This is a genomic window from Microbacterium sp. AC215 (assembly GCF_979258645.1).
Genome location: NZ_OZ409869.1, coordinates 2,307,933 through 2,327,744, shown reverse-complemented (window position 1 = coordinate 2,327,744; position 19,812 = coordinate 2,307,933). Strand labels below are relative to the sequence as shown.

The 19,812-nt window shown below is 67.8% G+C and carries 23 protein-coding genes, 1 tRNA gene and 1 pseudogene; 13 read left to right on the top strand and 12 right to left on the bottom strand.

The genetic code is table 11. The features are described 5' to 3' along the window. The first annotated feature begins 59 nt into the window (after positions 1-59). From ACZZZF_RS11280 to ACZZZF_RS11270, 3 genes are read left to right on the top strand one after another with little or no spacing between them, the layout of a single operon-like run. Positions 60-854, top strand: coding sequence for a class E sortase (locus ACZZZF_RS11280; RefSeq protein WP_285363569.1), 795 nt, complete (start codon positions 60-62; stop codon positions 852-854). 21 nt (positions 855-875) lie between these two features. Then, positions 876-1,031 (top strand): hypothetical protein, encoded by a 156-nt coding sequence (locus tag ACZZZF_RS11275; RefSeq protein WP_167947501.1) that lies wholly within the window; start codon positions 876-878, stop codon positions 1,029-1,031. Further along, on the top strand, positions 1,028-1,696 hold the full coding sequence (locus ACZZZF_RS11270) for an anthranilate synthase component II (protein ID WP_230101134.1): 669 nt from the start codon (positions 1,028-1,030) through the stop codon (positions 1,694-1,696). The genes ACZZZF_RS11275 and ACZZZF_RS11270 overlap by 4 nt, the downstream gene beginning before the upstream one ends. On the opposite strand, the gene pknB is transcribed toward ACZZZF_RS11270, so the two are convergent. From pknB to ACZZZF_RS11235, 7 genes and pseudogenes are all read right to left on the bottom strand, one after another. After that, on the bottom strand, positions 1,675-3,369 hold the full coding sequence (gene pknB, locus ACZZZF_RS11265; RefSeq protein WP_187249149.1) for a Stk1 family PASTA domain-containing Ser/Thr kinase: 1,695 nt from the start codon (positions 3,367-3,369) through the stop codon (positions 1,675-1,677). The two genes, ACZZZF_RS11270 and pknB, sit on opposite strands and share 22 nt — an antisense overlap. 54 nt (positions 3,370-3,423) lie before the next feature. Then, positions 3,424-5,175 (bottom strand): serine/threonine-protein kinase, encoded by a 1,752-nt coding sequence (locus ACZZZF_RS11260; protein WP_053098268.1) that lies wholly within the window; start codon positions 5,173-5,175, stop codon positions 3,424-3,426. Further along, positions 5,172-6,627, bottom strand: a pseudogene (locus ACZZZF_RS11255) (peptidoglycan D,D-transpeptidase FtsI family protein). The gene ACZZZF_RS11260 and the pseudogene ACZZZF_RS11255 overlap by 4 nt, the downstream one beginning before the upstream one ends. Before the next feature lies 1 nt (position 6,628). Beyond that, on the bottom strand, positions 6,629-8,014 hold the full coding sequence (locus tag ACZZZF_RS11250; protein ID WP_072590403.1) for an FtsW/RodA/SpoVE family cell cycle protein: 1,386 nt from the start codon (positions 8,012-8,014) through the stop codon (positions 6,629-6,631). Continuing rightward, positions 8,011-9,306, bottom strand: a complete 1,296-nt coding sequence (locus ACZZZF_RS11245) for a PP2C family protein-serine/threonine phosphatase (RefSeq protein ID WP_053098271.1) — start codon at positions 9,304-9,306, stop codon at positions 8,011-8,013. The genes ACZZZF_RS11250 and ACZZZF_RS11245 overlap by 4 nt, the downstream gene beginning before the upstream one ends. Positions 9,307-9,313: 7 nt before the next feature. Next, positions 9,314-9,844, bottom strand: coding sequence for an FHA domain-containing protein FhaB/FipA (locus ACZZZF_RS11240; RefSeq protein ID WP_053098272.1), 531 nt, complete (start codon positions 9,842-9,844; stop codon positions 9,314-9,316). Then, positions 9,841-10,569, bottom strand: a complete 729-nt coding sequence (locus ACZZZF_RS11235) for an FhaA domain-containing protein (RefSeq protein ID WP_053098273.1) — start codon at positions 10,567-10,569, stop codon at positions 9,841-9,843. Before ACZZZF_RS11235 ends, ACZZZF_RS11240 begins: the two co-directional genes overlap by 4 nt. A gap of 271 nt (positions 10,570-10,840) precedes the next feature. Here ACZZZF_RS11235 and ACZZZF_RS11230 point away from each other — a divergent pair. Further along, positions 10,841-10,923, top strand: a tRNA-Leu gene (locus ACZZZF_RS11230). 278 nt (positions 10,924-11,201) lie between these two features. Further along, on the top strand, positions 11,202-11,513 hold the full coding sequence (locus ACZZZF_RS11225) for a hypothetical protein (RefSeq protein ID WP_463498362.1): 312 nt from the start codon (positions 11,202-11,204) through the stop codon (positions 11,511-11,513). Between the two features lie 119 nt (positions 11,514-11,632). On the opposite strand, the gene ACZZZF_RS11220 is transcribed toward ACZZZF_RS11225, so the two are convergent. Continuing rightward, positions 11,633-11,761: a hypothetical protein gene (locus tag ACZZZF_RS11220; protein WP_372984479.1), complete on the bottom strand. Its 129-nt coding sequence runs from the start codon at positions 11,759-11,761 to the stop codon at positions 11,633-11,635. Here ACZZZF_RS11220 and ACZZZF_RS11215 point away from each other — a divergent pair. Further along, positions 11,760-12,290, top strand: a complete 531-nt coding sequence (locus ACZZZF_RS11215) for a hypothetical protein (protein ID WP_372984478.1) — start codon at positions 11,760-11,762, stop codon at positions 12,288-12,290. The genes ACZZZF_RS11220 and ACZZZF_RS11215 overlap by 2 nt on opposite strands. A gap of 370 nt (positions 12,291-12,660) precedes the next feature. Here the strand turns inward: ACZZZF_RS11215 and ACZZZF_RS11210 are convergent, their stop codons facing one another. Next, on the bottom strand, positions 12,661-13,074 hold the full coding sequence (locus ACZZZF_RS11210; protein WP_463498360.1) for a hypothetical protein: 414 nt from the start codon (positions 13,072-13,074) through the stop codon (positions 12,661-12,663). A 160-nt stretch (positions 13,075-13,234) separates the two neighbouring features. Here ACZZZF_RS11210 and ACZZZF_RS11205 point away from each other — a divergent pair, with 160 nt between their 5' ends. From ACZZZF_RS11205 to ACZZZF_RS11190, 4 genes are all read left to right on the top strand, one after another. After that, entirely contained in the window at positions 13,235-13,528 is a 294-nt protein-coding gene (locus ACZZZF_RS11205; protein WP_053098275.1) for a hypothetical protein, read from the top strand. Position 13,529: 1 nt separating this feature from the next. Beyond that, positions 13,530-13,871 carry a hypothetical protein gene (locus ACZZZF_RS11200; protein WP_394195078.1) on the top strand — a complete coding sequence of 114 codons (342 nt, stop codon included), beginning with the start codon at positions 13,530-13,532 and terminating at the stop codon, positions 13,869-13,871. 82 nt (positions 13,872-13,953) lie between these two features. Beyond that, positions 13,954-15,378 (top strand): LCP family protein, encoded by a 1,425-nt coding sequence (locus ACZZZF_RS11195; RefSeq protein WP_463498358.1) that lies wholly within the window; start codon positions 13,954-13,956, stop codon positions 15,376-15,378. A 127-nt stretch (positions 15,379-15,505) separates the two neighbouring features. Next, the gene (locus ACZZZF_RS11190; protein ID WP_463498356.1) at positions 15,506-16,303 is read left to right on the top strand and encodes a siderophore-interacting protein; all 798 of its coding nucleotides are present in this window, start codon (positions 15,506-15,508) and stop codon (positions 16,301-16,303) included. Between the two features lie 14 nt (positions 16,304-16,317). Here ACZZZF_RS11190 and ACZZZF_RS11185 read toward each other — a convergent pair whose 3' ends face one another. Next, positions 16,318-17,307, bottom strand: coding sequence for an aldo/keto reductase (locus ACZZZF_RS11185; RefSeq protein ID WP_463498354.1), 990 nt, complete (start codon positions 17,305-17,307; stop codon positions 16,318-16,320). 69 nt (positions 17,308-17,376) lie between these two features. Next, positions 17,377-17,790, bottom strand: coding sequence for a hypothetical protein (locus ACZZZF_RS11180; RefSeq protein WP_463498353.1), 414 nt, complete (start codon positions 17,788-17,790; stop codon positions 17,377-17,379). A 189-nt stretch (positions 17,791-17,979) separates the two neighbouring features. Here ACZZZF_RS11180 and ACZZZF_RS11175 point away from each other — a divergent pair, with 189 nt between their 5' ends. From ACZZZF_RS11175 to arr, 3 genes are all read left to right on the top strand, one after another. Beyond that, positions 17,980-18,216 (top strand): hypothetical protein, encoded by a 237-nt coding sequence (locus tag ACZZZF_RS11175; RefSeq protein WP_053098280.1) that lies wholly within the window; start codon positions 17,980-17,982, stop codon positions 18,214-18,216. Continuing rightward, on the top strand, positions 18,213-18,467 hold the full coding sequence (locus tag ACZZZF_RS11170; protein WP_053098281.1) for a hypothetical protein: 255 nt from the start codon (positions 18,213-18,215) through the stop codon (positions 18,465-18,467). The genes ACZZZF_RS11175 and ACZZZF_RS11170 overlap by 4 nt, the downstream gene beginning before the upstream one ends. A gap of 128 nt (positions 18,468-18,595) precedes the next feature. Then, positions 18,596-19,006 carry an NAD(+)--rifampin ADP-ribosyltransferase gene (gene arr, locus ACZZZF_RS11165; RefSeq protein WP_083569242.1) on the top strand — a complete coding sequence of 137 codons (411 nt, stop codon included), beginning with the start codon at positions 18,596-18,598 and terminating at the stop codon, positions 19,004-19,006. Positions 19,007-19,024: 18 nt separating this feature from the next. Here the strand turns inward: arr and ACZZZF_RS11160 are convergent, their stop codons facing one another. Further along, complete coding sequence (locus ACZZZF_RS11160; protein ID WP_230101131.1) at positions 19,025-19,786, bottom strand: Pr6Pr family membrane protein; 762 nt, start codon at positions 19,784-19,786, stop codon at positions 19,025-19,027. Positions 19,787-19,812 lie beyond the last annotated feature (26 nt).

Here is a 19,812-nt window from a genome sequence, read left to right as displayed (position 1 = left end):
TCGCGCGGAAAACCAGGGCCGCAGGGCGGGAGTACAGGTCTGGCGGATAGCATGTCGCCATGACTGCATCCGTCGTCTCGGGGGAGCGACGTGCACACCGCCGCCGCCCCCGGTCGCGCGCGACCTTCACCAGCGTCCTCGGCGAGCTGCTGCTCACGGGCGGAGTGATCGTGCTTCTCTTCGTCGCGTGGCAGATGTGGATCGGCGACATCATCATCGCGGCCCAGAAGAACGAAGAGGGTGCGGCGGTCTCGCAGGAATGGGCGAACGCACCCGCTCCCGAGCTCCCACCGGTCGTCGAGACCGACGACGGGGCGACGGTGTTCGAGCCGGTGATCCCCGCCGCTCCGGCCGACACCGAGCTCCTCGGCCAGATGCACGTGCCGCGCTTCGGTGCCGAGTACAACGTCGGCATCTACGGCGGTACGACCCGCGCGCGCACGCTCGACAAGCTCGGGATCGGCGTCTACACCGACTCGAAGATGCCCGGTGAGGTCGGCAACTTCGCGATGGCCGGCCACCGAACCACCTGGGGCAAGCCCTTCAACCAGCTCGACAAGCTCCAGGTCGGCGACGCGATCGTCGTCGAGACGCCTGACGGATGGTTCACGTACCGCTTCCGGACGCTGGAGTACGTCAAGCCCACGCAGACGGACGTGCTGCTCGATGTGCCGCAGATGCCCGGCGTCGCGACGGGGGAGAAGTACATCACGCTGACCGCCTGTTCGCCGCTGTACTCCCTCGCCGAGCGCATCGTCGCCTACGGCGTGTACGAGAGCTTCCAGCCCCGCGCCGAGGGTCCGCCCGCCGCGCTCACCGATCCACCGCCTCCGCCGGCCGCGCCGTCGATCTAGCCGAACGGAAAGAGACGACCCATGTACGCCGCACTCTGGCGCATCCTCCCCGGCCCGTGGTGGCTGAAGCTCTTCATCCTCCTCGTGCTCGTCGCAGCGGTGCTCTACGGGCTCTTCTGGTATGTCTTCCCCTGGGTGAGCCCGCTGATCACCCCGGGCGAGGTCGACCTCGAATGACCCGCGTGCTCGTCGTGGACAACCACGACAGCTTCGTGCACACGCTCGTGGGGTACCTGCGCGAGCTCGGTGCCGACGTCGCGCTGATCGAGGCGGATACCATCGATGCCGCTGAACTCGCGGTGATGCTGCCGGACTTCGACGCGCTGCTGCTCTCTCCCGGCCCGGGCACCCCTGACGATGCCGGCGTCTCCGTCGACGCCGTGCGGCTCGCCGCGAGGATCCGGATGCCGCTTCTCGGCGTCTGCCTGGGGCATCAGGTGATCGGCGCCGCGTTCGGCACCACCGTTTCAGAGGCGCCTGAGCTGATGCACGGCATGGTGTCGCCGGTCACGCACGACGGATCAGCGCTCTTCGCCGGCATCCCGTCGCCGTTCGACGCGGGCAGATATCACTCCCTCGCTCTCGCGGAGACCGACCTGCCGGCTGACGTGGCCGTCACAGCGCGCACCGCGAGCGGCACCGTCATGGCACTGGAGCACACCCGTCTGCCCATACTCGGGGTGCAGTTCCACCCCGAGAGCGTGCTGACCGAAGGCGGATACCGTCTGCTCGCCAACTGGCTCGAACTGTGCGGCGACGCACATGCCGTGGCACGCTCAGCGGCACTGCACCCGCTGTCGGGCCCCGACGCTCGTGTGGATCAGCCGGCGGCGACGCAGTAGCGCAGTTCGACCGTCGAGCCGATCGCCACGTCTCCCGGCGCGGCCGACATCGACGACACGGTGGGCGGTTCGGTCGGCGTGCAGTCGATCAGCTCGACCGGACTGGGCGTGAGGCCGATGCGTTCGAGCTCAGCCTGAGCCGCTTCCATCGTCCACCCGGTGACGTCGGTGAGGGTGACCCGGCCGCTCGCGACGACGAGATTCACGATGGTCTGCGGTGCGACCTCGGTGTCGGCCGCCTCGCTGGCCTCCATCACCGTCTCGGCCGCCAGCCCCTTGTCGTTGCGCTGGATGACCGTGCCCAGTTCGAGCCCTGCCGCCGCGAGTGCGTCCTTGGCGGCCGTCAAAGACAGGCCCTCGAGCATCGGGACGACCACCGTCTCCTTGCCGGAGGACACGTAGACCGTCACGGAATCGCCCTCGCTCACGGCGGTGCCGGACGCAGGGTCTGTGCGGGTCACGTTGCCCTCGACGATGTCGTTGCTGGACTCGAGCACCAGCTTCGAGGTGAGATCGAGCTTGCCGAGATCATCCTGGGCGCGCTCGGACGAGACATTGACGAGATCAGGCACCACGCGCGAGCTCGACGGCACGTCGTCCGGGCGCATGCTGAGCGTCCAGACCCAGAACAACACCGAGGCGAGAAGCACGGCAAGCAGTGCCACACCCGCCCAGATCCACGCGACGGGCGGGCCAGACTGCGTGCGAGCCATGGTGGTGTCGGTGCTCAGCTGGCGGAGCGACCGGGCGGTCTCCTGCGCGGCACGCGGATTCGGTCCGTACAGCTCGCTCGTGAGCGCGCCGAGCTCCTTGCGGCTCGGCGCATGGCCGGAGACCGCCGAGTCGAGCGCAGCGCGGAAGTGCGCGGCATCCGGGTATCGCTGGTAGGGATCCTTGGCCAGCGCGCGCAGGACGATCGGGTCGAGCGCGCCGGGGGAGTCCTCGTTCACCTCGGTCGGAGGGACCGGAGTCTCGCTGACGTGCTGGTAGGCGACGGCCACAGGGGATTCGCCGCGGAACGGCTGACGGCCGGTGAGCAGTTCATAGAGCACGACGCCGGTCGAGTAGAGGTCGGCGCGTGCGTCGACCGGTTCGCCCTTGGCCTGCTCGGGTGAGAAGTATGCCGCGGTGCCGATGATCTGGGTGGTCTCGGCGACCGTCGATGACGAGTCGGACACGGCTCGGGCGATGCCGAAGTCCATGACCTTGACCTGGCCCTTGTCGGTCACCATCACGTTGCCCGGCTTGATGTCGCGGTGCACGACACCCGCACGATGCGAGTAGTCCAGCGCCTCGAGGATGCCGTCGACATAGCGCACGGCATCCTCGACGGGCACCGGGCCCTTGGCGATGATGTCCTTCAGCAGCGTGCCGCTGATCAGCTCCATGATGATGTACGGAGGCTCATCCGTGCTGCTGTCGGTCGTCGAGGGGTCGCCGGCGTCGTAGACGCGGACGATCGACGGGTGCGACATGCGCGACGCGGACTGGGCCTCGAGACGGAATCGCGTGCGGAACGCGTTGTCGCGTGCCAGCTCGGGGTCGAGGATCTTGATCGCCACCGCACGACCGAGCGTCAGATCGTACCCGCGGTACACCTTCGCCATGCCGCCGTGCCCGATGAGCTCGTCGACGCGATAGCGACCCGCGAGAACGCGTGGCTCTGTCGACACGTAGTGACCCCCTGATACGACCTTGTGGATGCTCCAGCCTACGGCGGGAGCGGGTTATTCGCCTGAGTCTCCGCCGTCTGCGTCGCCTTCATCGGCGCCCGGCGCGGCGGGCAGGATGACGACGCCCGGCATGGCATCCGACTGCTCGGACGGCATGTCGCTGCCGCAGAAGACGCGGAACGTGGCGGTGATCGACTGTCCGGCCGTGCCGGGGACGATCTGCGTCGAGAGCACGCTGGGGCCGAAGCTGCGGATGGACTCGCCGGCGTTGCCGCCGGAGAACGTCGCGTTGGTGAGCGTCACCTCGAAGGCCGATCGCGCCGGGGTGCCCGAGGGGCACTCGAAGCTCGGCCAGTTGAGGGTCACGGGCTCGCCCTCGGTGGCGGTGCCGGCGATGGTCGGGGTGCCCGAGGGCTTGCCCACCTTCACCTGCTCCTTGAAGGTCGTCAGCGTGATGGCCGTGCCCTCGGGAACGTTGCCGCCGGGCTGCACGGACTCGACCGTGCCGACCTGGTTCGCGTTGGGAGCGATGGTGTTGCCCACCACGCACTCGGCCTGGAGTCCGGCGTTGGCGGCAGCGGTCTGCGCGGCATCGCACTGCATCCCCACGAGACCGAGAGCATCGACGTCCACGAGCTCGGGCTCGGGCGTCTCGGTCTCGGTCGGTGTCGGCTTCGGGGTCTGCGACACGGTCTCCGACTGGGTCGGCTCGGGATCGGGGTCGCCCTGATTCATCAGGGCGAACACGGTTCCACCGAGCACGATCACGAGCAGTGCGATGAGAGCGATCAGCGGCCACGTCCAGGGGCTGCGCTTCTTCTTCTTCTCGGCTTCCTCCTCGGCCTGCTCGCCGGTGGGCAGCTGGGCCGTCGTGGGGAGGATGCGCGTCGTGCCGTCGTCGCCCGATGCGGTGAGCAGCCGGGTGGCGTCGTCGGAGGCGACACCACCGGTCGCGATGGCCGGCACCGCGATGGCAGCGGAGTTCAGGTCGCCTCGGCGCAGAGCCTGGGCGGCGCGTGCGACGGTCGCCGACGACGACGGGCGGTCGGCGGGCTTCTTGGCGATCATCGCCATGACGAGGTTCTGCACCGGGATCGGCACGGTCGGCGGCAGCGGCGGAGGCTGCTCGTTGATCTGCGCCATCGCGATCGCGACCTGCGACTCACCCGTGAAGGGCCGCTTGCCTGCGAGGCACTCGTAGGCGACGATGCCGAGCGAGTACGTGTCGGTCGCCGGTGACGCCGGGTGCCCCGACGCCTGCTCGGGCGAGAGGTACTGCACGGTGCCCATGACCTGGCCGGTGGCCGTCAGCGGCACCTGGTCGGCGATGCGGGCGATGCCGAAGTCCGTGATCTTGACGCGGCCGTCCGGCGTGATCAGCAGGTTTCCCGGCTTGATGTCACGGTGCACGAGACCTGCCGCATGCGCGGCCTGCAGAGCGGATGCCGTCTGCGCGACGATGTCGAGGGTCTTGTCGGCGCTCAGGGCGCCGTCGCGCTCGAGCACGGTCGAGAGGGCCTCGCCGGGAACGAGCTCCATGACGAGGTAGGCGCTGCCGTTCTCCTCGCCGTAGTCGAAGACGCTCGCGATGCCCTCGTGGTTGACGAGTGCGGCATGGCGCGCCTCAGCGCGGAACCGCTCGAGGAACCCGGGGTCCCCCATGTACTCGTCCTTGAGGATCTTGATGGCCACGGTGCGACCGATGACGTGATCCGTCGCCTCCCACACCTCGCCCATGCCGCCGATCGCAATACGCGACTGCAGCTCGTAGCGACCACCGAACGACACACCCTGCGTCGGTCTCATCTGCCCAGCACCGCCTCTATGACCTTCTTTGCAATCGGAGCGGCGATGGTGTCGCCGGATCCTGACTGCCCTTGTCCACCGCCGTCTTCGACGAGGACCGCTACTGCCACCTCGGGGTCGTCCGCCGGCGCGAAACCGGTGAACCACAACGTGTACGGCTTGTTATCGTTCTCGGTCGTGCCGGTCTTCCCCGCCACATCGACCCCGTCTATTCTTGCACCCTGCGCAGCGCCGTTTGAGACGCTCGCGACCATCGACGCCGTGATCTGATCGGCGATCGTCGCATCGGTCGTCTGACCGAACTGGGTGTCGTCGTACGAACGGATGACCGAGAGGTCGTTGCCGATCACCGTGTCGACCAGACGGGGGTTCATCACGACGCCGTCGTTCGCGATGCCGGCCGCCACCATCGCGATCTGCAGCGGCGTCGCGGTGACCTGTCCCTGGCCGAATCCGGTGAGGGCGGTCTGCGCGTCGTCGAGGGCACGCGGGTAGCTCGACGGAGTCGATTCGAGCGGCGTCGAGAAGCTCCGGTTGAACCCGAACTTCTCCGCCATCTCGCGGATCGCGTCATCGCCGAGCTCGACGGCGAGCTCGGCCATCGGGATGTTGCAGCTCAGGCGGATGGCTTCGGAGATCGTCACGGTGTCTCCGCTGCCGCACGTGCCGCCCCAGGCGTTCGCGACCGTGTTCGTCGAGCCGGGCAGCTGGTAGCGGGCCGGGTTCGGGAGCGTCGAGTCGGGCGTCCAGTTGCCCGACGCATAGGCCGCGGCCGCCACGACGAAGCTTGAACGTCGAGCCGGGAGGGTTGAGGTCGCCGGCGATCGCCCGGTTTGAGAGGGGCTTCGTGGGGTCTTCGTCGAGCTGGTCGTAGGTCGCGTTCGCGGCATCCGCGTCGTGCGTCGCGAGCTGGTTGGTGTCGAACCCGGGGGTCGACACCAGTGCGAGGATGCGCCCGGTCTTCGGCTCGATCGCGACGACCGCTCCGTTGAGGCCCTGCAGAGCGTCGTATGCGGCGCGCTGCGCGGCCGTGTCGAGAGTCAGCTCGACGCTGAATCCGCTCTGCGGCTGGCCCGAGAGGATCCGCTCGATCTCGGCGAAGAAGGCGCTCGATCCCGTTCCCGACAGGTCGGCGTTCATCGCCCGCTCGATGCCGGTCGCCGACTGCAGCGCCGGGTTGAAGTACCCGGTGACAGGGGCCCACATCGCGGCATCCGTGTAGACGCGCTGGAACTGGTAGCGGTCGTCCGAGGGGGTCGAGGAGGCGATCGCGACGTCGTCGACGATGATCGACCCGCGCTGGATCTCGTAGCTGTCGAGGAGGGTGCGCCTGTTGTTCGGGTTCTGCCCGAGGGCGTCGGCCTCGACGACCTGGATCCAGCTGGTCGCGGCGAACAGCGACAGGAACATGAACAGCATCACGATGCTGAGACGGCGGAGTTCTTTGGTCATGTCAGCCGATCACCGCCCGGGGTTGGCTGCGGACGCCGTCGGAGATGCGCAGCAGGATGGCCACGATCAGCCAGTTGGCGATGAGCGAGGATCCACCGGCGGCGAGGAACGGCGTGGTCAGACCGGTCAGCGGGATGACCCTCGTCACGCCGCCGACCATGATGAAGACCTGCAGCGCGATCGTGAACGAGAGGCCGATGGCGAGCAGCTTGCCGAAGTCGTCCTGACCCGCCAGTCCGATGCGCACGCCGCGGCTCACGAAGACCATGTAGAGGCAGAGGATCGCGAACAGCCCGATCAGGCCGATCTCCTCGCCGAGGCTCGTGATGATGTAGTCGCTGTGGGCGAGGGGCGTGACGTCGGGGCGTCCCTGACCCCAGCCCGTGCCGAGAAGGCCGCCGTGCGCCAGCCCGAACAGGCCCTGCATGGGCTGGAAGCCGGCGCCGTCGGGGTCGACCTTCTCGGGGTCGAAGAGGAACAGCCAGTTGACGAAGCGGCCCTGCACGTAGCTGAGGATCTGTGTCGCCACCGCGACACCCGCAGCCACGAGGGCGAGGCCGATGAGCACCCAGCTCGTCTTGCCGGTCGCGACGTAGAGCATCGCGACGAACATGCCGAAGATCAGGGTTCCGGTTCCGAGGTCGCGCTGGATGACGATGATGCCGAGCGAGATCGCCCACACCACCAGAACCGGTCCGAGTTCGCGCATGCGCGGCCACATGATGCCGAGGAACTTCGTGCCGACAGACGTCAGGCTCTCCCGCGTACGCACGAGATAGCCCGCGAAGAAGATCGCGAGGCAGATCTTGGCGAGCTCGCCGGGCTGGAAGGCGAACATGCCGCCGAGCGACACCCAGACCTGGGCGTTCGCATCGGGGATGCGCAGGCCCGGGACGAAGGGGAGCAGCAGGAGCAGGATGCCGGAGAGGCCGAAGATGTAGGTGTAGCGGAACAGCACCCGGTAGTTGCGCAGCAGGATCACGCACGCGATCGCCCCGGCGAGGGAGATGCCCGTCCACGCGAGCTGCTTCGTCGAGTAGGCGTCCCACCCCGTGAGGGACTTCGCGATGTCGATGCGATAGATCATCGCGATGCCGAGGCCGGTCAGCAGCGTGGCGATCGGCAGCAGGAACGGGTCGGCGGCCGACGCGACGGCACGCAGCACGAAGTGCACGGCGAAGGCCAGAACGGCGAGGCCACCGCCGATCGCCAGGATCATGGGGTCGATCAGACCCAGAGCACCGAGCTGCACGAGCGTGAGAGCGCCGCCACTGAGAGCGACGGCGAAGAGCAGCAGCCAGAACTCGCGGTTGCGCTGCGTCTGCGGCATCCGCATTCTCTTGAGGGCCTTGATGACGCTGGTGTCGGCCGTGACGTCGGTGGTCATCCTGCGTCCTCCGTCGGCGTCGCGGTGGGCAGGGGAGTGGGCAGCGGGGTCTCGCCGATCACGCGGTCGGCGCCGGCCTGGAGTCGCGCGACGATGGCCTCGGCATCCGAGAACGACCGCGCCGTGATCGTGCGCTCCACGGAATCACGTTGGTACGGCGGAAGGTTGGCGAGCAGGATGTCGGTGTCGCGGAGCGGAGTCGACAGGGTGATCGGGCCGATGTTCTGCTGCACGCCCTGGTAGATCACGACACTGTCGTCGTCGGCGCCGACGAAGTAGCGCGTCTGCGTCCAGCTGTAGGCGGCGAAGGCGGCGAACACGAGCATCGCGACGACCACCAGCATCCCGGCGATCCATCCGAGACGGCGGCGCTTGGCGCGTCGACGGTCCTCTTCGATGAGCTCTTCGAGGTATTCGGGGGCCGGCTCGAAGTGGCTGGGCTCGTTCGCGGCCTGGCGTACCGGGTGGAGCCAGTTGCCGCGGGGCGCGCGCACCGGAGGAACGGTCACGTTGGCGGGGTTCGATGCCGAGCCGACGATCGTCGCCGTGCCGGAGTGCATCGCGTGCTGACCGCCGACCTCGACGAGGACGATCGTCACGTTGTCGGGGGCTCCGCCGTCGAGCGCCTGCTTGAGCAGGTTGTCGGCCGTGCGGCCAGGCGCCATGCCCATGCGCATCGCCTTGAGGATGTGCGCCTCGTCGACGACGCCCGAGAGGCCGTCGGAGCACAGCAGCCAGCGGTCGCCCGGCTGGGTGTGCATCACGAACATGTCGAGCTCGGGATCGGCGTCCATGTCGCTCAGCACGCGCATGAGCACCGAGCGACGCGGGTGGTATCGCGCCTCTTCGGGGGTGATGCGGCCCGAGTCGACGAGTCGCTGCACGAAGGTGTGGTCGGCCGTGATCTGCGTCACCGCGTCGTCGCGGTAGAGGTAGATGCGCGAGTCGCCGATGTGGCCGATGACCGCGTAGTCGTCGACCATGATGACGGCGCTGAGCGTGGTGCCGAGGCCGGCGAGTTCGGGGCGGTCCTTGGCGGCGCGGATCAGATCGCCGGCCGCGGTGGTCGCGGCGGCCTGCAGTGAGGCCTGTGCGTCGTCGACCGACGAGTACGGCTGGTCGAGCGGCTCCATCCGGTGGATCGCGATGCTCGAGGCGACGTCACCGCCGGCGTGACCGCCCATGCCGTCGGCGACGACGAAGAGATTCGCCCCGGAGTACCCGGAATCCTGGTTGTTGGAGCGGACCTTCCCGGTGTGGGAGATCGCGGCGCTCGAGCCCTCGAAGACCATGCCGGGGTCAGGCTCGCAGCTCGAAGGTCGTGGCGCCCACCTTGATGGGGGTGCCGAGGGCGAGGGCGACGGGACCGCCGGTCACGCGCTGGCCGGCGACGAAGGTGCCGTTGGTCGAGTCGAGGTCCTGGATGGCCCAGCTGTCGCCGCGCAGCATCAGACGTGCGTGGTGACTGGACGTGTAGTCGTCGCGGATCACGAGGGCGGATTCGCTGGAGCGTCCGATCGTCAACGTCTCGTTGCCGAGGGGGAGCTCGAGCCCCGCCTTCGGACCGGAGGTGATGACGAGCCGCTTGGCCGTCGCGACCGTGGCGGGACCGGTGCTGGGCTTCGACGACGCGGGGCGGGAGGCCGGGGCGGATGCGGGCGACTGCGTCGGAGCAGGCGTCGCCGCGGCGACCTCGGCCGGGAGCTTGCGGACCTTCATGCCGAACAGATCGGCGCGCAGCGAGTAGACGACGCCGAACACGAAGAACCACAGCAGCAGCAGGAAGCCCACGCGCAGCAGCAGCAGGACGAGTTCACTGGGTGTGCTCACGAGATGGCCCCGAACGCGCGGGTCGCGTCGTCGTCGCGCGGCCGGGGCGGGCGCGACGGGGTGGCGACGGGAACGATGCGGAACACCAGGTCGGTGCGTCCGATGGTCAGGGTGGTGTCGGAGGGGAGGGCGGCTTCGCGCACCTTCTGGCCGTCGACCTTGGTGCCGTTCGTCGAGCCGAGATCGCGCATCATGGCGCGCTCTCCGTCCCAGAGGACCTCGACGTGCTTACGGCTGGATCCGGCGTCGGCGATCGTGATGTCGGCATCCGTTCCGCGGCCGATGACGGTGCGTGCGCGGGTGAGCGAGTGGCGACGCCCGTCGACGTCGATCACGGCCTGCCACTCGACGCGGCCCTCGACGGTTCCGGAGCTGACGTTGACCGTGCCGGTCGCGATCTTGTCGTCACCCTCGAGCGAGATCGAGAGCGGGCCGGAGAAGCTGTAACCCTGCGACTTCGCGTGCTTGGTGAGAAGCGCGTGCAGTTCGTCGGTGAGGGCTCCACCGAGCCCCTGCATGCGCTCGGCGTCGTCGGTGCTGAGGCGCACGACGAAGTTATTGGGCGCGATGATGCGGTCCCTGCTCACCACAGCCGCTTTGGTGTCCGCTTCGCGCCGAAGGGCGGAAGCGATCTCCACGGGCTGGATGCCGCTGCGGAAGGTCTTCGCGAAGGCGCTGTTCACAGCGCGCTCGAGACCCTTCTCAAAGCTGTCAAGTAGTCCCACTGGGCTCCTCTGGCATGCCGACCGGTAGGCACATCGTAGCGAGGTGTGCTGGGTGAACGCCCTCGCGGGGCGGGAAAACGCCGAGATTCCGGGGGAGTGGGGGAGTGGGATGCGCCGGATGCAGGACCTCGGCACGTCTGCAGGACCGAAGGACATCCTCTCGTCCGGCATCCGTGCCCGACTCCTGCAGACCGCGGCGGCGCCGGTTTCATCGATGGGCGAAACGCGTGATATCTTTGGGAAGTTGAGTTCTTCGGAGCCCGACATACTCGCGCGAGTGGCGGAATGGTAGACGCGCTGGCTTCAGGTGCCAGTGTCCTTATGGACGTGGGGGTTCAAGTCCCCCCTCGCGCACAGCGAGGGCCCTGTTCGTTTATTCAGGGCCATCTGTTCGTAAATTGAAAGCGCCGGTCAGAGCATGTTTCTGACCGGCGCTTTTCATTCTCGGCAGGCGAAGAGCATAGCGCCGATTCTCCTCAGGTCGCCGTCCGGACTGGCATCCCATGCGGCCGGTCCGCCCGCGCGTCGCCTCGCGTCCTCGGAGGAATACGCGAAGTGGTCCTACCCGTTGGCCTGCGCCGCGCATGGAGGAGAGGTCACGTCCAATCTCTGGGAGAAGAGGCCTCGTACTGATGAGCACTCCCGAACTAGACGCCACCCTGGCGGAACTCCATACCTCCGATCTCGCGGAGGCGCGCGCTTTTCGCGATGCCCAGCAACTGAGCCCCGGAACGCTTACGGAGGTCATTATCCACGGCGCCTATGAGCATCGCCGTGAGACTTCGGTTGGCTCTGCCGTATCTGCGGCCGAGCTGGCAGACTTCGTCAACGGTTCGCCGTATGTGAACCGCGAGCTGAGCGAAGAGAATCTCCAGAGGATGCTCGCCGAAACCCGCGCGGAAGGGGAGACAGACCACGGCTGGAGCAGGTTCTATCTGAACTAGCTCCCGTAAGAGTTGTTCCACACGAGGCTCGCGTCAGGAGCGATGGACGTTAGCGCGTAGCTCGGGTTCGACTTTGAACCGTCTGTGCAGCCTCTGTACTCCCGTAGTACACGTCGGTTTTAGCGGGGGTCTTTCCTCTTACGGAGCCAGACCGTCACGCCGATACCGACGGCGAGCAGGACAACCAGAACCACCGCGAGAATGAGAAACAGGTCGGGAATAGCCGGCAACAGCGGGTTCGGAGTCATGGGAGAAATCTATCCTCGAACCAGAGAGAACAGTTGTTGGTCACATCGCCATCGCCGCGCCGTGGAGTTGGGCAATAGCGTGCCCAGTCCGTCCGGGACTCCGCACGCTGCAGATGAGCAAGAAAGCGCACCCCTGGACTCCTTCGGGGATCTCACCAGCTTTATCGACGAGTACCGGACTGCCACCGAGGAACTCGCGAGTAGCCTTCCCGAAGGTCACTCGGTACGGGACACGCCTTCAGGAGACTGGGACGAGAACGGACAGTTCGAACCGGGGGCCGGTGAGATGCAGGCGGCGTTCGAGTGGCAGTGTGCATGGCTCGGAGCGTACGTTGCAGCCACCGCCGACGGCGATGTGACGGCGGCGTCGGAAGCGTTGGACAAGCTTGAAGAGTGGACGAAGCTGCCTGAGGTGGCGCCGCACACGGATGACGCGTCGAAGCAGATTTGGGTTGAGCAGGTGATCGCCCCGGCGCGGACAGGCGAGGACACCTTCCTCTTAGAATTCGTTAGCGGATGCGAGCAGTGAGCTCGACGCACCGCCGACGCCGCTCGGATGGCCACGCTCGGGATCGGGACCGATGTGCGACCCGGGGGGGCTAATACGTCGCACCGACTGGCTCTGCCAGGCGCCACGAGGCAGCATCGAAGTAGGTTGCTGAAGCTCCGTTTCGTCGCACGATGAAATCAGCTCTGATCTGGAGAAACGCGACGGCCGCGGAACTTTCTGAGGCTTAGCGTGGAATTGCGTCGAAGATCCCCCTCTCCGATCCCTTGAGGCTCAAGGGATCCGTGAATAAACGAACATAGCCACAGCGAGCAGTGAATGAGAGACAGGCCCGGTTCCTTTCGAGGAAGCCGGGCCTTTCTCATGCAACGGCAGAGGTGTCGGCGGGGCGTCAGCCTCGGATCGACCGCCGAGCGGCTTCGAAGCGCACCCAGTCGTGGTCGGATGCCGGCGTCAGCTCCCACTCCTCGACGGGGCCGCTCTCCCATGCCGTCGCTGCCACTGCACCACCGGCATCGGTGAGATCCGTCACCACGGCGGCATCGAGCCGGCCTCCGGCGAGCAGCTTGTCCTGCGACGCCTTCTTCACCCGACCCCACCACTCAGGCTCAGGTGTCGCGGTGAGCACCTCGCCCTTCTTCAGGACGGCGGCGACGGTGTCGGCGCCACTGTCGGCGGAGTCGTCGACGACGAGAACGGGCGGGCGCTTCACGCCCAACGCCGCCATCACCGCCTCGCCGAGGGAGTCGAAGGCGCCGGTGCTCGCACGCCGGCCGTCGAGGGTGTGCTCGATGTGGAAGCTCATGGATGAAGGCTACTCACGGTGTGCGGCCGACGCGCCGAAAGTCCTCGCTTATTTTGAATGACTAAAAATAAGATACGGTGGGGAGACGACGTGGTGCCGGGGTTGCAGCCCCGGCACCACTGTCCGTGAGACACCACCATCCCTGACTGAGGAGGCTCGCATGAGTCACGAACACGCCCCAGAGTACCCACGCCAGACGCCCTCCATGGAGAAGTCCCTCGGACGGGAGGGGCGCGAGCGCATCATCCGCCAGGCGCTCGAGCGCATCGACGGGGCGCCCGCGCCGACGGTCGACATGATGCAGGCGGCGATGGGGACGGAGTCACAGATCCGCCTCGTGCACGACGTCATCCGCGCCTACCTCGACGAGCACCGGTTCACCGACACGAAGGACTGGGCTCAGAGCCTTCGCGAACGATCGTCGCGCAGCGATCAGAAGGCGGAGGCGGTCTGAGATGCGAATCGACTCGATCATGCCTCTCTCCCTGTCTGCTTTCGCACAGCACGAGGCCGTCCAGCGCATCACACCCGCCGACCTGCTCGCCACTCCTCCTCGACTGACCGACTCGGGTCGTTTCGTCGGGCGGGTGGACTCGGGTGGTCTCGGCAGCCCGCGCTACTTCGTCGGGGAGTACCGCGACGGGGCGATGCCGAGCGCGCTCGTGCTCGAGTACGGCGCCGCGTCCGCCGGCGACGGGCGAGCGACCCGGGTGTGGAGCCTGGCCGACCGGCGGGGCACCACGCCCGACTATCGCCTCATCCACGACGACTCCTCCCGGGGGTATGTCACGGTGTGAGCGACCGGGCTCACAGCACCCTCGCAGGACTCGCCGCCTCCACGTGTTGGCTCTCTGGCCCCACTCGTGATGGTGTGAGCAGGTGAGATCGCCAGCTTCCCCCCACAGCGACGACCAGAACGACGTCACGTCGGGCTCCGAACCCGCGTCTCGACCACGTCGTCGGCGCGGTCGAGTGATCGGCTGGATCAGCGTCGCCGTCGTGGCCGCCCTGGTCGCCGTGGGCGCCATCGCCTACGGGCAGCTGCAGGGCAACGTCACCACGGCGCCCATCCGCTCGGACGACGGTGAGAGTGAGCCTGAGCTCGCGACGGGCGATCTGAACATCCTGCTGCTCGGGTCCGATTCCCGGGCGCTCGAGTCCGAGGGCTTCGGCGAAGACGACGGCACCGAGCGCAGCGACGCGATGGTGATCGCTCACATCTCGAGTGACAACACCCGCATCGACGCCGTGCAGCTTCCGCGCGACACCGTCGGCGACCTGCCGGCGTGCGACGACAACGGGCGCGGGTCGTATGGCGGCGGCTGGGGGATGCTGAACTCGGCACTGCAGTACGGCCCGGCCTGCTCCGTCGCGGCGGTCGAGCAGCTGACCGGTCTCGCGATAGACCACTTCGTGCAGATGGACTTCGAGGGGTTCATCGGCATGGTCGACGCGATGGGCGGCATCGATGTGTGCCTGCCGGAGCCGCTGCAGGACGGGCACGCACGCCTCGACCTGCCCGCCGGCCCCCAGTCGATCAACGGCGACCAGGCACTCGCACTCGCTCGCACGCGCCATGCGCTCGCTCAGGAGAGCGACATCGCCCGCCTCGGGCACCAGCAGATGGTGCTCTCGGCGATCGTGCAGAAGGCCACCAAGTCCGCCGTGCTCGTGCGCCCCGACCGGCTCTACGCGTTCCTCGATGCCGTGACGTCGTCGATGACCGTCGACCCCGGTCTCGGAGCCCTGACCGATCTCGCCGGCCTCGCCGCGCGGGTCGCGAATGTTCCGCTCAGCAGCGTCACATTCCTCACCATGCCGACGACCGAGGCCCCGGAGGACCCCTATCGCGTCGTGCCGACCGCGGACGCCGACGTCATCTTCCGGGCGCTGATCGACGACGTGCCGATCGTGCTCACCACCGACGAGGTGCAGCCCGAGGCGCCGGTGCGCACCACGCCCGTGCAGATCCTCAACGGTGCCGGTGTCAGCGGTCTGGCGTCCCGCGTCTCCGATGACGCGACGGGCTACGGATACACCGTAGCCGGCATCGCCAATGCCGACCCGGTCGACCTCACGACCATCACGGCCGCAGACACCCCTGACGCCCAGCAGACGGCGCAGGCGCTCGCCGCAGAGCTCGGCATCCAGGTCGTCGTCCAGGTCGGAGACGTCGACGGCGTGCAGCTGCTGCTCGGCGCCGACTACGAAGCGCTCACCTCGCAGCCCCGCGCCACCCCGGTGCCACCGCGGCCGGTGGATGCGGTGAACCGCAGCGCCGACACCGACCTCTGCGCCGTCTGAGGCGTACCCATCACGCCTCCGTGGCGTGCGCGGTGTACGACGACTTTCCTTATTGGAAAGTGGCCCGGGTCACCGAACAGGACCGGCAGACTGGAGAGGACTCCCTTCCTCTTCGTCAGGAGACGCAATGCCGGAACAGCCTCGCCGAACCCCCAGCCAAGCCGTGCTCAACGTGCAGCAGGTCGAGCAGGTCAGCCCCGACCTCGTGCGCATCACGGCCGGAGGCGACGGGTACGAGGCCTTCACCGACAACGTCTACACCGACAAGTACGTCAAGATCCTGTTCGCCGATCCTCGCCACGGGCTCACCCCTCCCTACGATCTCGCTCAGCTGCGGGAGCACAGCCCCGAGAAGCTGCCCACTCCGCGCACATACACGGTGCGAGCAGCGGATGCCGAGCGCCAGCGTCTCGTCATCGACTTCGTCGTGCATGGCGATGAGGGTGTCGCCGGGCCGTGGGCTCGACGTGCACAGGTCGGGGACACGCTGGTCGTCAGCGGCGCGGGCGGCGGCTACCTGCCCGAGCCCGGAGCGGCGTGGCATCTGCTCATCGGCGACCACACCGCGCTCCCGGCGATCTCGTCGGCCCTCGAGGCGATGGACTCGGATGCCGTCGGGCACGTCATCCTCACCGTGGCCGACCCCGGCGACCGCATCCTTCCCGATGCTCCATCCGGAGTGGCGGTGCGATGGACCGAGTCCGATGACGAGCTGCTGGCCGTCCTCGCGGAGCTGGCCTGGTCGGACGGGCACCCCGGTGTGTTCGCGCACGGGGAGCGCGGAACCATCAAGGCCGTTCGGGCCCTGCTGAAGCAGCGCGAGGTGCCGAGAGAGTCGTTGTCGATCTCCGCCTACTGGGCGAGAGGCCGCGCGGAAGACCAGTTCCAGGCCGAGAAGCGGGAGCCCATCGGTCAGATCGAGTAGGCGCCGAAGCGCGGTCAGAAGCCCTCGGGATCCCGCGGCGTGTAGGCACCCTCCAGCTCGGCGAGCTCGGCGGCCTCGAGTCGGATGCTGGCGGCTGCGACCGCATCGTCGATGTGAGCGGCTTTGGTCGCGCCGACGATCGGGGCGGTCACCGCCGACTGCTGGGCGACCCACGCGAGGGCGATCTGAGCCCGGGAGACGCCGCGTCCCTCGGCGACGCGAGCCACCGCATCCACGATCGCCCGATTCGACTCCTCTTCGCGGCGGTAGAGCGTCGCGCCGAAGGCATCGGTCGCCGTGCGCGTGGTCGTCTCATCCCAGTCCCGCGTCAGCTTGCCACGCGCCAGCGGAGACCAGGGCAGCACGCCGACGCCCGAGTCGAGGCAGAACGGATGCATCTCCCGCTCCTCCTCGCGCTGCAGCAGGTTGTACTGATCCTGCATCGAGACGAAGCGCGTCCAGCCGTTCTGCGCAGCGACACCCTGGGCCTTGGCGAACTGCCACGCCCACATCGATGATGCGCCGATGTAGCGAGCCTTGCCCGAGCGGACGACGTCGTGCAGCGCCTCCATGGTCTCTTCGATCGGCGTCTCGGGGTCCCACCGGTGGATCTGGTAAAGATCGACATACTCGGTGCCGAGGCGCGTCAAGCTCGCGTCGATGCCCGACAGGATGTGCCCGCGGCTGAGTCCGGCCTGATTCGCGCCCGGGCCCATGCGCCCGTGCACCTTCGTCGCGAGCACGATCTCGTCGCGGCGCGCGAAGTCCTTGAGTGCACGGCCGACGAACTCCTCGCTCGTGCCGTCGGAGTACACGTCGGCGGTGTCGAACGTCGTGATTCCTGCCTCGAGAGCCTGCGCGATCAGCGGGCGGCTCGCTTCCTCATCGAGCGACCATCCGTGTGCGCCGCGGTCCGGTGCGCCGAAGCTCATGCATCCGAGCACCACCTTCGAGATCTTCACTCCGGAACGGCCGAGCCTGACGCTGTCTGCTGTGTCGAGCATCCGAGATCTCTCTCGAGTCGTGGTCTGCGATCGATGCTCTCACGGTCGCGCGCGGTGCGGGGTCGTCGGTCACAGGAAGACGCGGAGGTAGTCGCCGATCTTCTCGCCGCGGTCTTCGGGGACGACCTCGACGCTGAGTCGGGCGCGCACGCCGGCGGTCTCGACCTCGATCGGCATCGCCCCGCATACCATGACCGGCCCGTTCTCGACGCCGTCGATCACCAGGCAGACCCTTCCGAGCCCGCTCTCGTCACTCGCCTCGACGGCGTAGAAAGTGTGCCCTTCGGAGTCCTCGCCGAGCAGGCGCGCCGTGTCGGGGACTACCGTCTCGAGCTGGTCGGACGTGACCGACTCAGGCAGGCGGGCGGATTCGCCGCTGGCAAGCAGGTCGACCGTCGGAGCGTTGACGCAGCCGGCCAGAAACGCGACCGCCCCGAGCGCGAGAGCCGCGCTCACCAGTGGACGGAGGCGCGAGCGGTTCATGACCACACCATAGGGGCGACCGGGTGTCGACACAATCGAGCAGCCCGCCGAATCGGCTCGGCCTGTGACGTCACCCGTCGGGATCGGGGCGGGAATGATCCTCGCCCTCCGCCGGGCTGTCAACCGCCCTGCGCTCGCCGCGGATCGGACGCATCATGAGAACTCGGACACCACACCCTGGAGGGCATCATGTCGAACATCGACGCTTTCGCGAACAGCTTCCCGCCGGACATGCCCGGCATCCCCCGAGTCGACGACTTCTCGGACGGCACCTTCCCCACCGATACCGACCAGCCGGAGACCCAGGGCGACGACCCGGTCGACGCCGAGCTGGGCGACGACGGACAGGGTGACCTGGCTCCGGAGGACGAGGGTCTGCAGCACAGCGGCGACGCGCCGACCGACCTGCGGGACGGCACCGAGTGAGCGGCCGCGGCGAGGAGTCCGGTCAGGATCTCGGCGGTGCAGAACCCTCCGAGGAAGGGATCGCCGCGCTGATCGAAGACCGCAACGCGGACGACCCCGACCAGGTCGGAGAGACTCCCGCCGGAAACGCTGGCGCCGACTCGGGCGGTTCCGGTGCGGTGCGCGTCGACCCGTCGTCGGAGTCATCCGTGCAGGACGAGTCCATCCACAACGACGAACCGGGTATCGGAACGCGACGCTCGGGCGACTGACCGTCGCCATCTGTGCGACGACCGCAGTGAAGGAGATCTCTCTCGACGAAGGGTGAGCCGTCGGCATCCGTCCTTCGTACTGTGAGATCTCCTTCCCTGCGTGTGCGCGCAGTCATAGGATGCTGCGGGTGAGCGACGCACTGGATGACGGCCCCTTCTTCCACGGCACCAAGGCAGACCTGCGACCGGGCGACCTGCTGACCGCCGGATATCCATCGAACTACCGGCCCGAGATCGTGATGAACCATATCTACTTCACCGCCGTGGCCGACGGTGCGGGACTCGCCGCCGAACTCGCGCCGGGTGATCGCGAGCCGCGGGTCTACGAGGTCGAGCCGACCGGGGACTTCGAGAACGACCCGAATGTCACCGACAAGAAGTTCCCCGGCAATCCGACCCGTTCCTATCGCAGCGCGGAGCCGCTGAGGGTCGTCCGCGAGGTGCTCGACTGGACCCGCCTCTCGGCCGAGGCGCTCGCCGCATGGCGCGAACGGCTCGCGGCGCTGCACGCCGACGACCGCGCGGAGATCATCAACTGAGCGCCGGCGCGGGGCGTCTCAGTGTCGGACCAACCGCCGGGCGAGCGATCCGAGGACGCGGTCGATGATGACGAAGACGAAGCCGACCGCGACGAGAGCGACCGTGAGGGCGATGATCCACTGAGCGACGCCCGCGACCCCGAGCACGTCGACATCCATGAACGGGTAGGGATACGCCTGTCCTGGTGTGAACTCGCCGCCGAGCGCGCCGTAGACGAAAGCCCAGGTCAGATACACGTAGGGGAGCAGTGTCCACAGCAGAGGATCGATCCACCGGAACGATCCCTTCGGCACGAAGACCAGCCAGTCGACGATCACGAGCACGGGCGTGATGATGTGGATCAGGTTGTCGGTGAGTGAGAAGATCTCGGCGTCGCCGTCGGCGAACCTCGAGGGAACGAGCACGATCAGGTAGATCAGCATGGTCACGGTGATCGCGAACATCACCGCTCCACTGCCGCGTGCGCTGGGCGTCGATGTGCCGAACCGTCCGCGCTGACGCAGATCGCCGACTGTGCGGACGAGGAGGAGCAGCACCCACGCGAGACACAGGAGGTTGCTGACCATCGTGTAGAACAGCAGGGTCGTCCACGCCGGCTGACCGGTCAGGATGTCGGAGTGCCGGATGACACCGGTGAGGATGATGGCGAGCGCCACGACCCGGTAGACGAGTGCGGCCGGTCGGAAGTTCACCGCGGCGCGGGAGAACAACGGGGTGCGACGGGGCACGGACTCCGGGAGGGCGGAAGCCGTGGACAGGGAGGCGACGGCTTTGGACATCCTTCGAGGCTACGCGTCTTGAGGCG

Coding starts and splice junctions, on each gene's coding strand:
- ACZZZF_RS11190 (WP_463498356.1), top strand. CDS start 15,506: ATGCCGGAACAGCCTCGCCGAACCCCCAGCCAAGCCGTGCTCAACGTG.
- ACZZZF_RS11205 (WP_053098275.1), top strand. CDS start 13,235: ATGAGTCACGAACACGCCCCAGAGTACCCACGCCAGACGCCCTCCATG.
- ACZZZF_RS11200 (WP_394195078.1), top strand. CDS start 13,530: ATGCGAATCGACTCGATCATGCCTCTCTCCCTGTCTGCTTTCGCACAG.
- ACZZZF_RS11250 (WP_072590403.1), bottom strand. CDS start 8,014: ATGACCACCGACGTCACGGCCGACACCAGCGTCATCAAGGCCCTCAAG.
- ACZZZF_RS11175 (WP_053098280.1), top strand. CDS start 17,980: ATGTCGAACATCGACGCTTTCGCGAACAGCTTCCCGCCGGACATGCCC.
- ACZZZF_RS11270 (WP_230101134.1), top strand. CDS start 1,028: ATGACCCGCGTGCTCGTCGTGGACAACCACGACAGCTTCGTGCACACG.
- ACZZZF_RS11220 (WP_372984479.1), bottom strand. CDS start 11,761: ATGACTCCGAACCCGCTGTTGCCGGCTATTCCCGACCTGTTTCTCATT.
- ACZZZF_RS11185 (WP_463498354.1), bottom strand. CDS start 17,307: ATGCTCGACACAGCAGACAGCGTCAGGCTCGGCCGTTCCGGAGTGAAG.
- ACZZZF_RS11210 (WP_463498360.1), bottom strand. CDS start 13,074: ATGAGCTTCCACATCGAGCACACCCTCGACGGCCGGCGTGCGAGCACC.
- ACZZZF_RS11160 (WP_230101131.1), bottom strand. CDS start 19,786: ATGTCCAAAGCCGTCGCCTCCCTGTCCACGGCTTCCGCCCTCCCGGAG.
- ACZZZF_RS11275 (WP_167947501.1), top strand. CDS start 876: ATGTACGCCGCACTCTGGCGCATCCTCCCCGGCCCGTGGTGGCTGAAG.
- ACZZZF_RS11260 (WP_053098268.1), bottom strand. CDS start 5,175: ATGAGACCGACGCAGGGTGTGTCGTTCGGTGGTCGCTACGAGCTGCAG.
- ACZZZF_RS11225 (WP_463498362.1), top strand. CDS start 11,202: ATGAGCACTCCCGAACTAGACGCCACCCTGGCGGAACTCCATACCTCC.
- ACZZZF_RS11280 (WP_285363569.1), top strand. CDS start 60: ATGACTGCATCCGTCGTCTCGGGGGAGCGACGTGCACACCGCCGCCGC.
- ACZZZF_RS11180 (WP_463498353.1), bottom strand. CDS start 17,790: ATGAACCGCTCGCGCCTCCGTCCACTGGTGAGCGCGGCTCTCGCGCTC.
- ACZZZF_RS11245 (WP_053098271.1), bottom strand. CDS start 9,306: ATGGTCTTCGAGGGCTCGAGCGCCGCGATCTCCCACACCGGGAAGGTC.
- ACZZZF_RS11215 (WP_372984478.1), top strand. CDS start 11,760: ATGGGAGAAATCTATCCTCGAACCAGAGAGAACAGTTGTTGGTCACAT.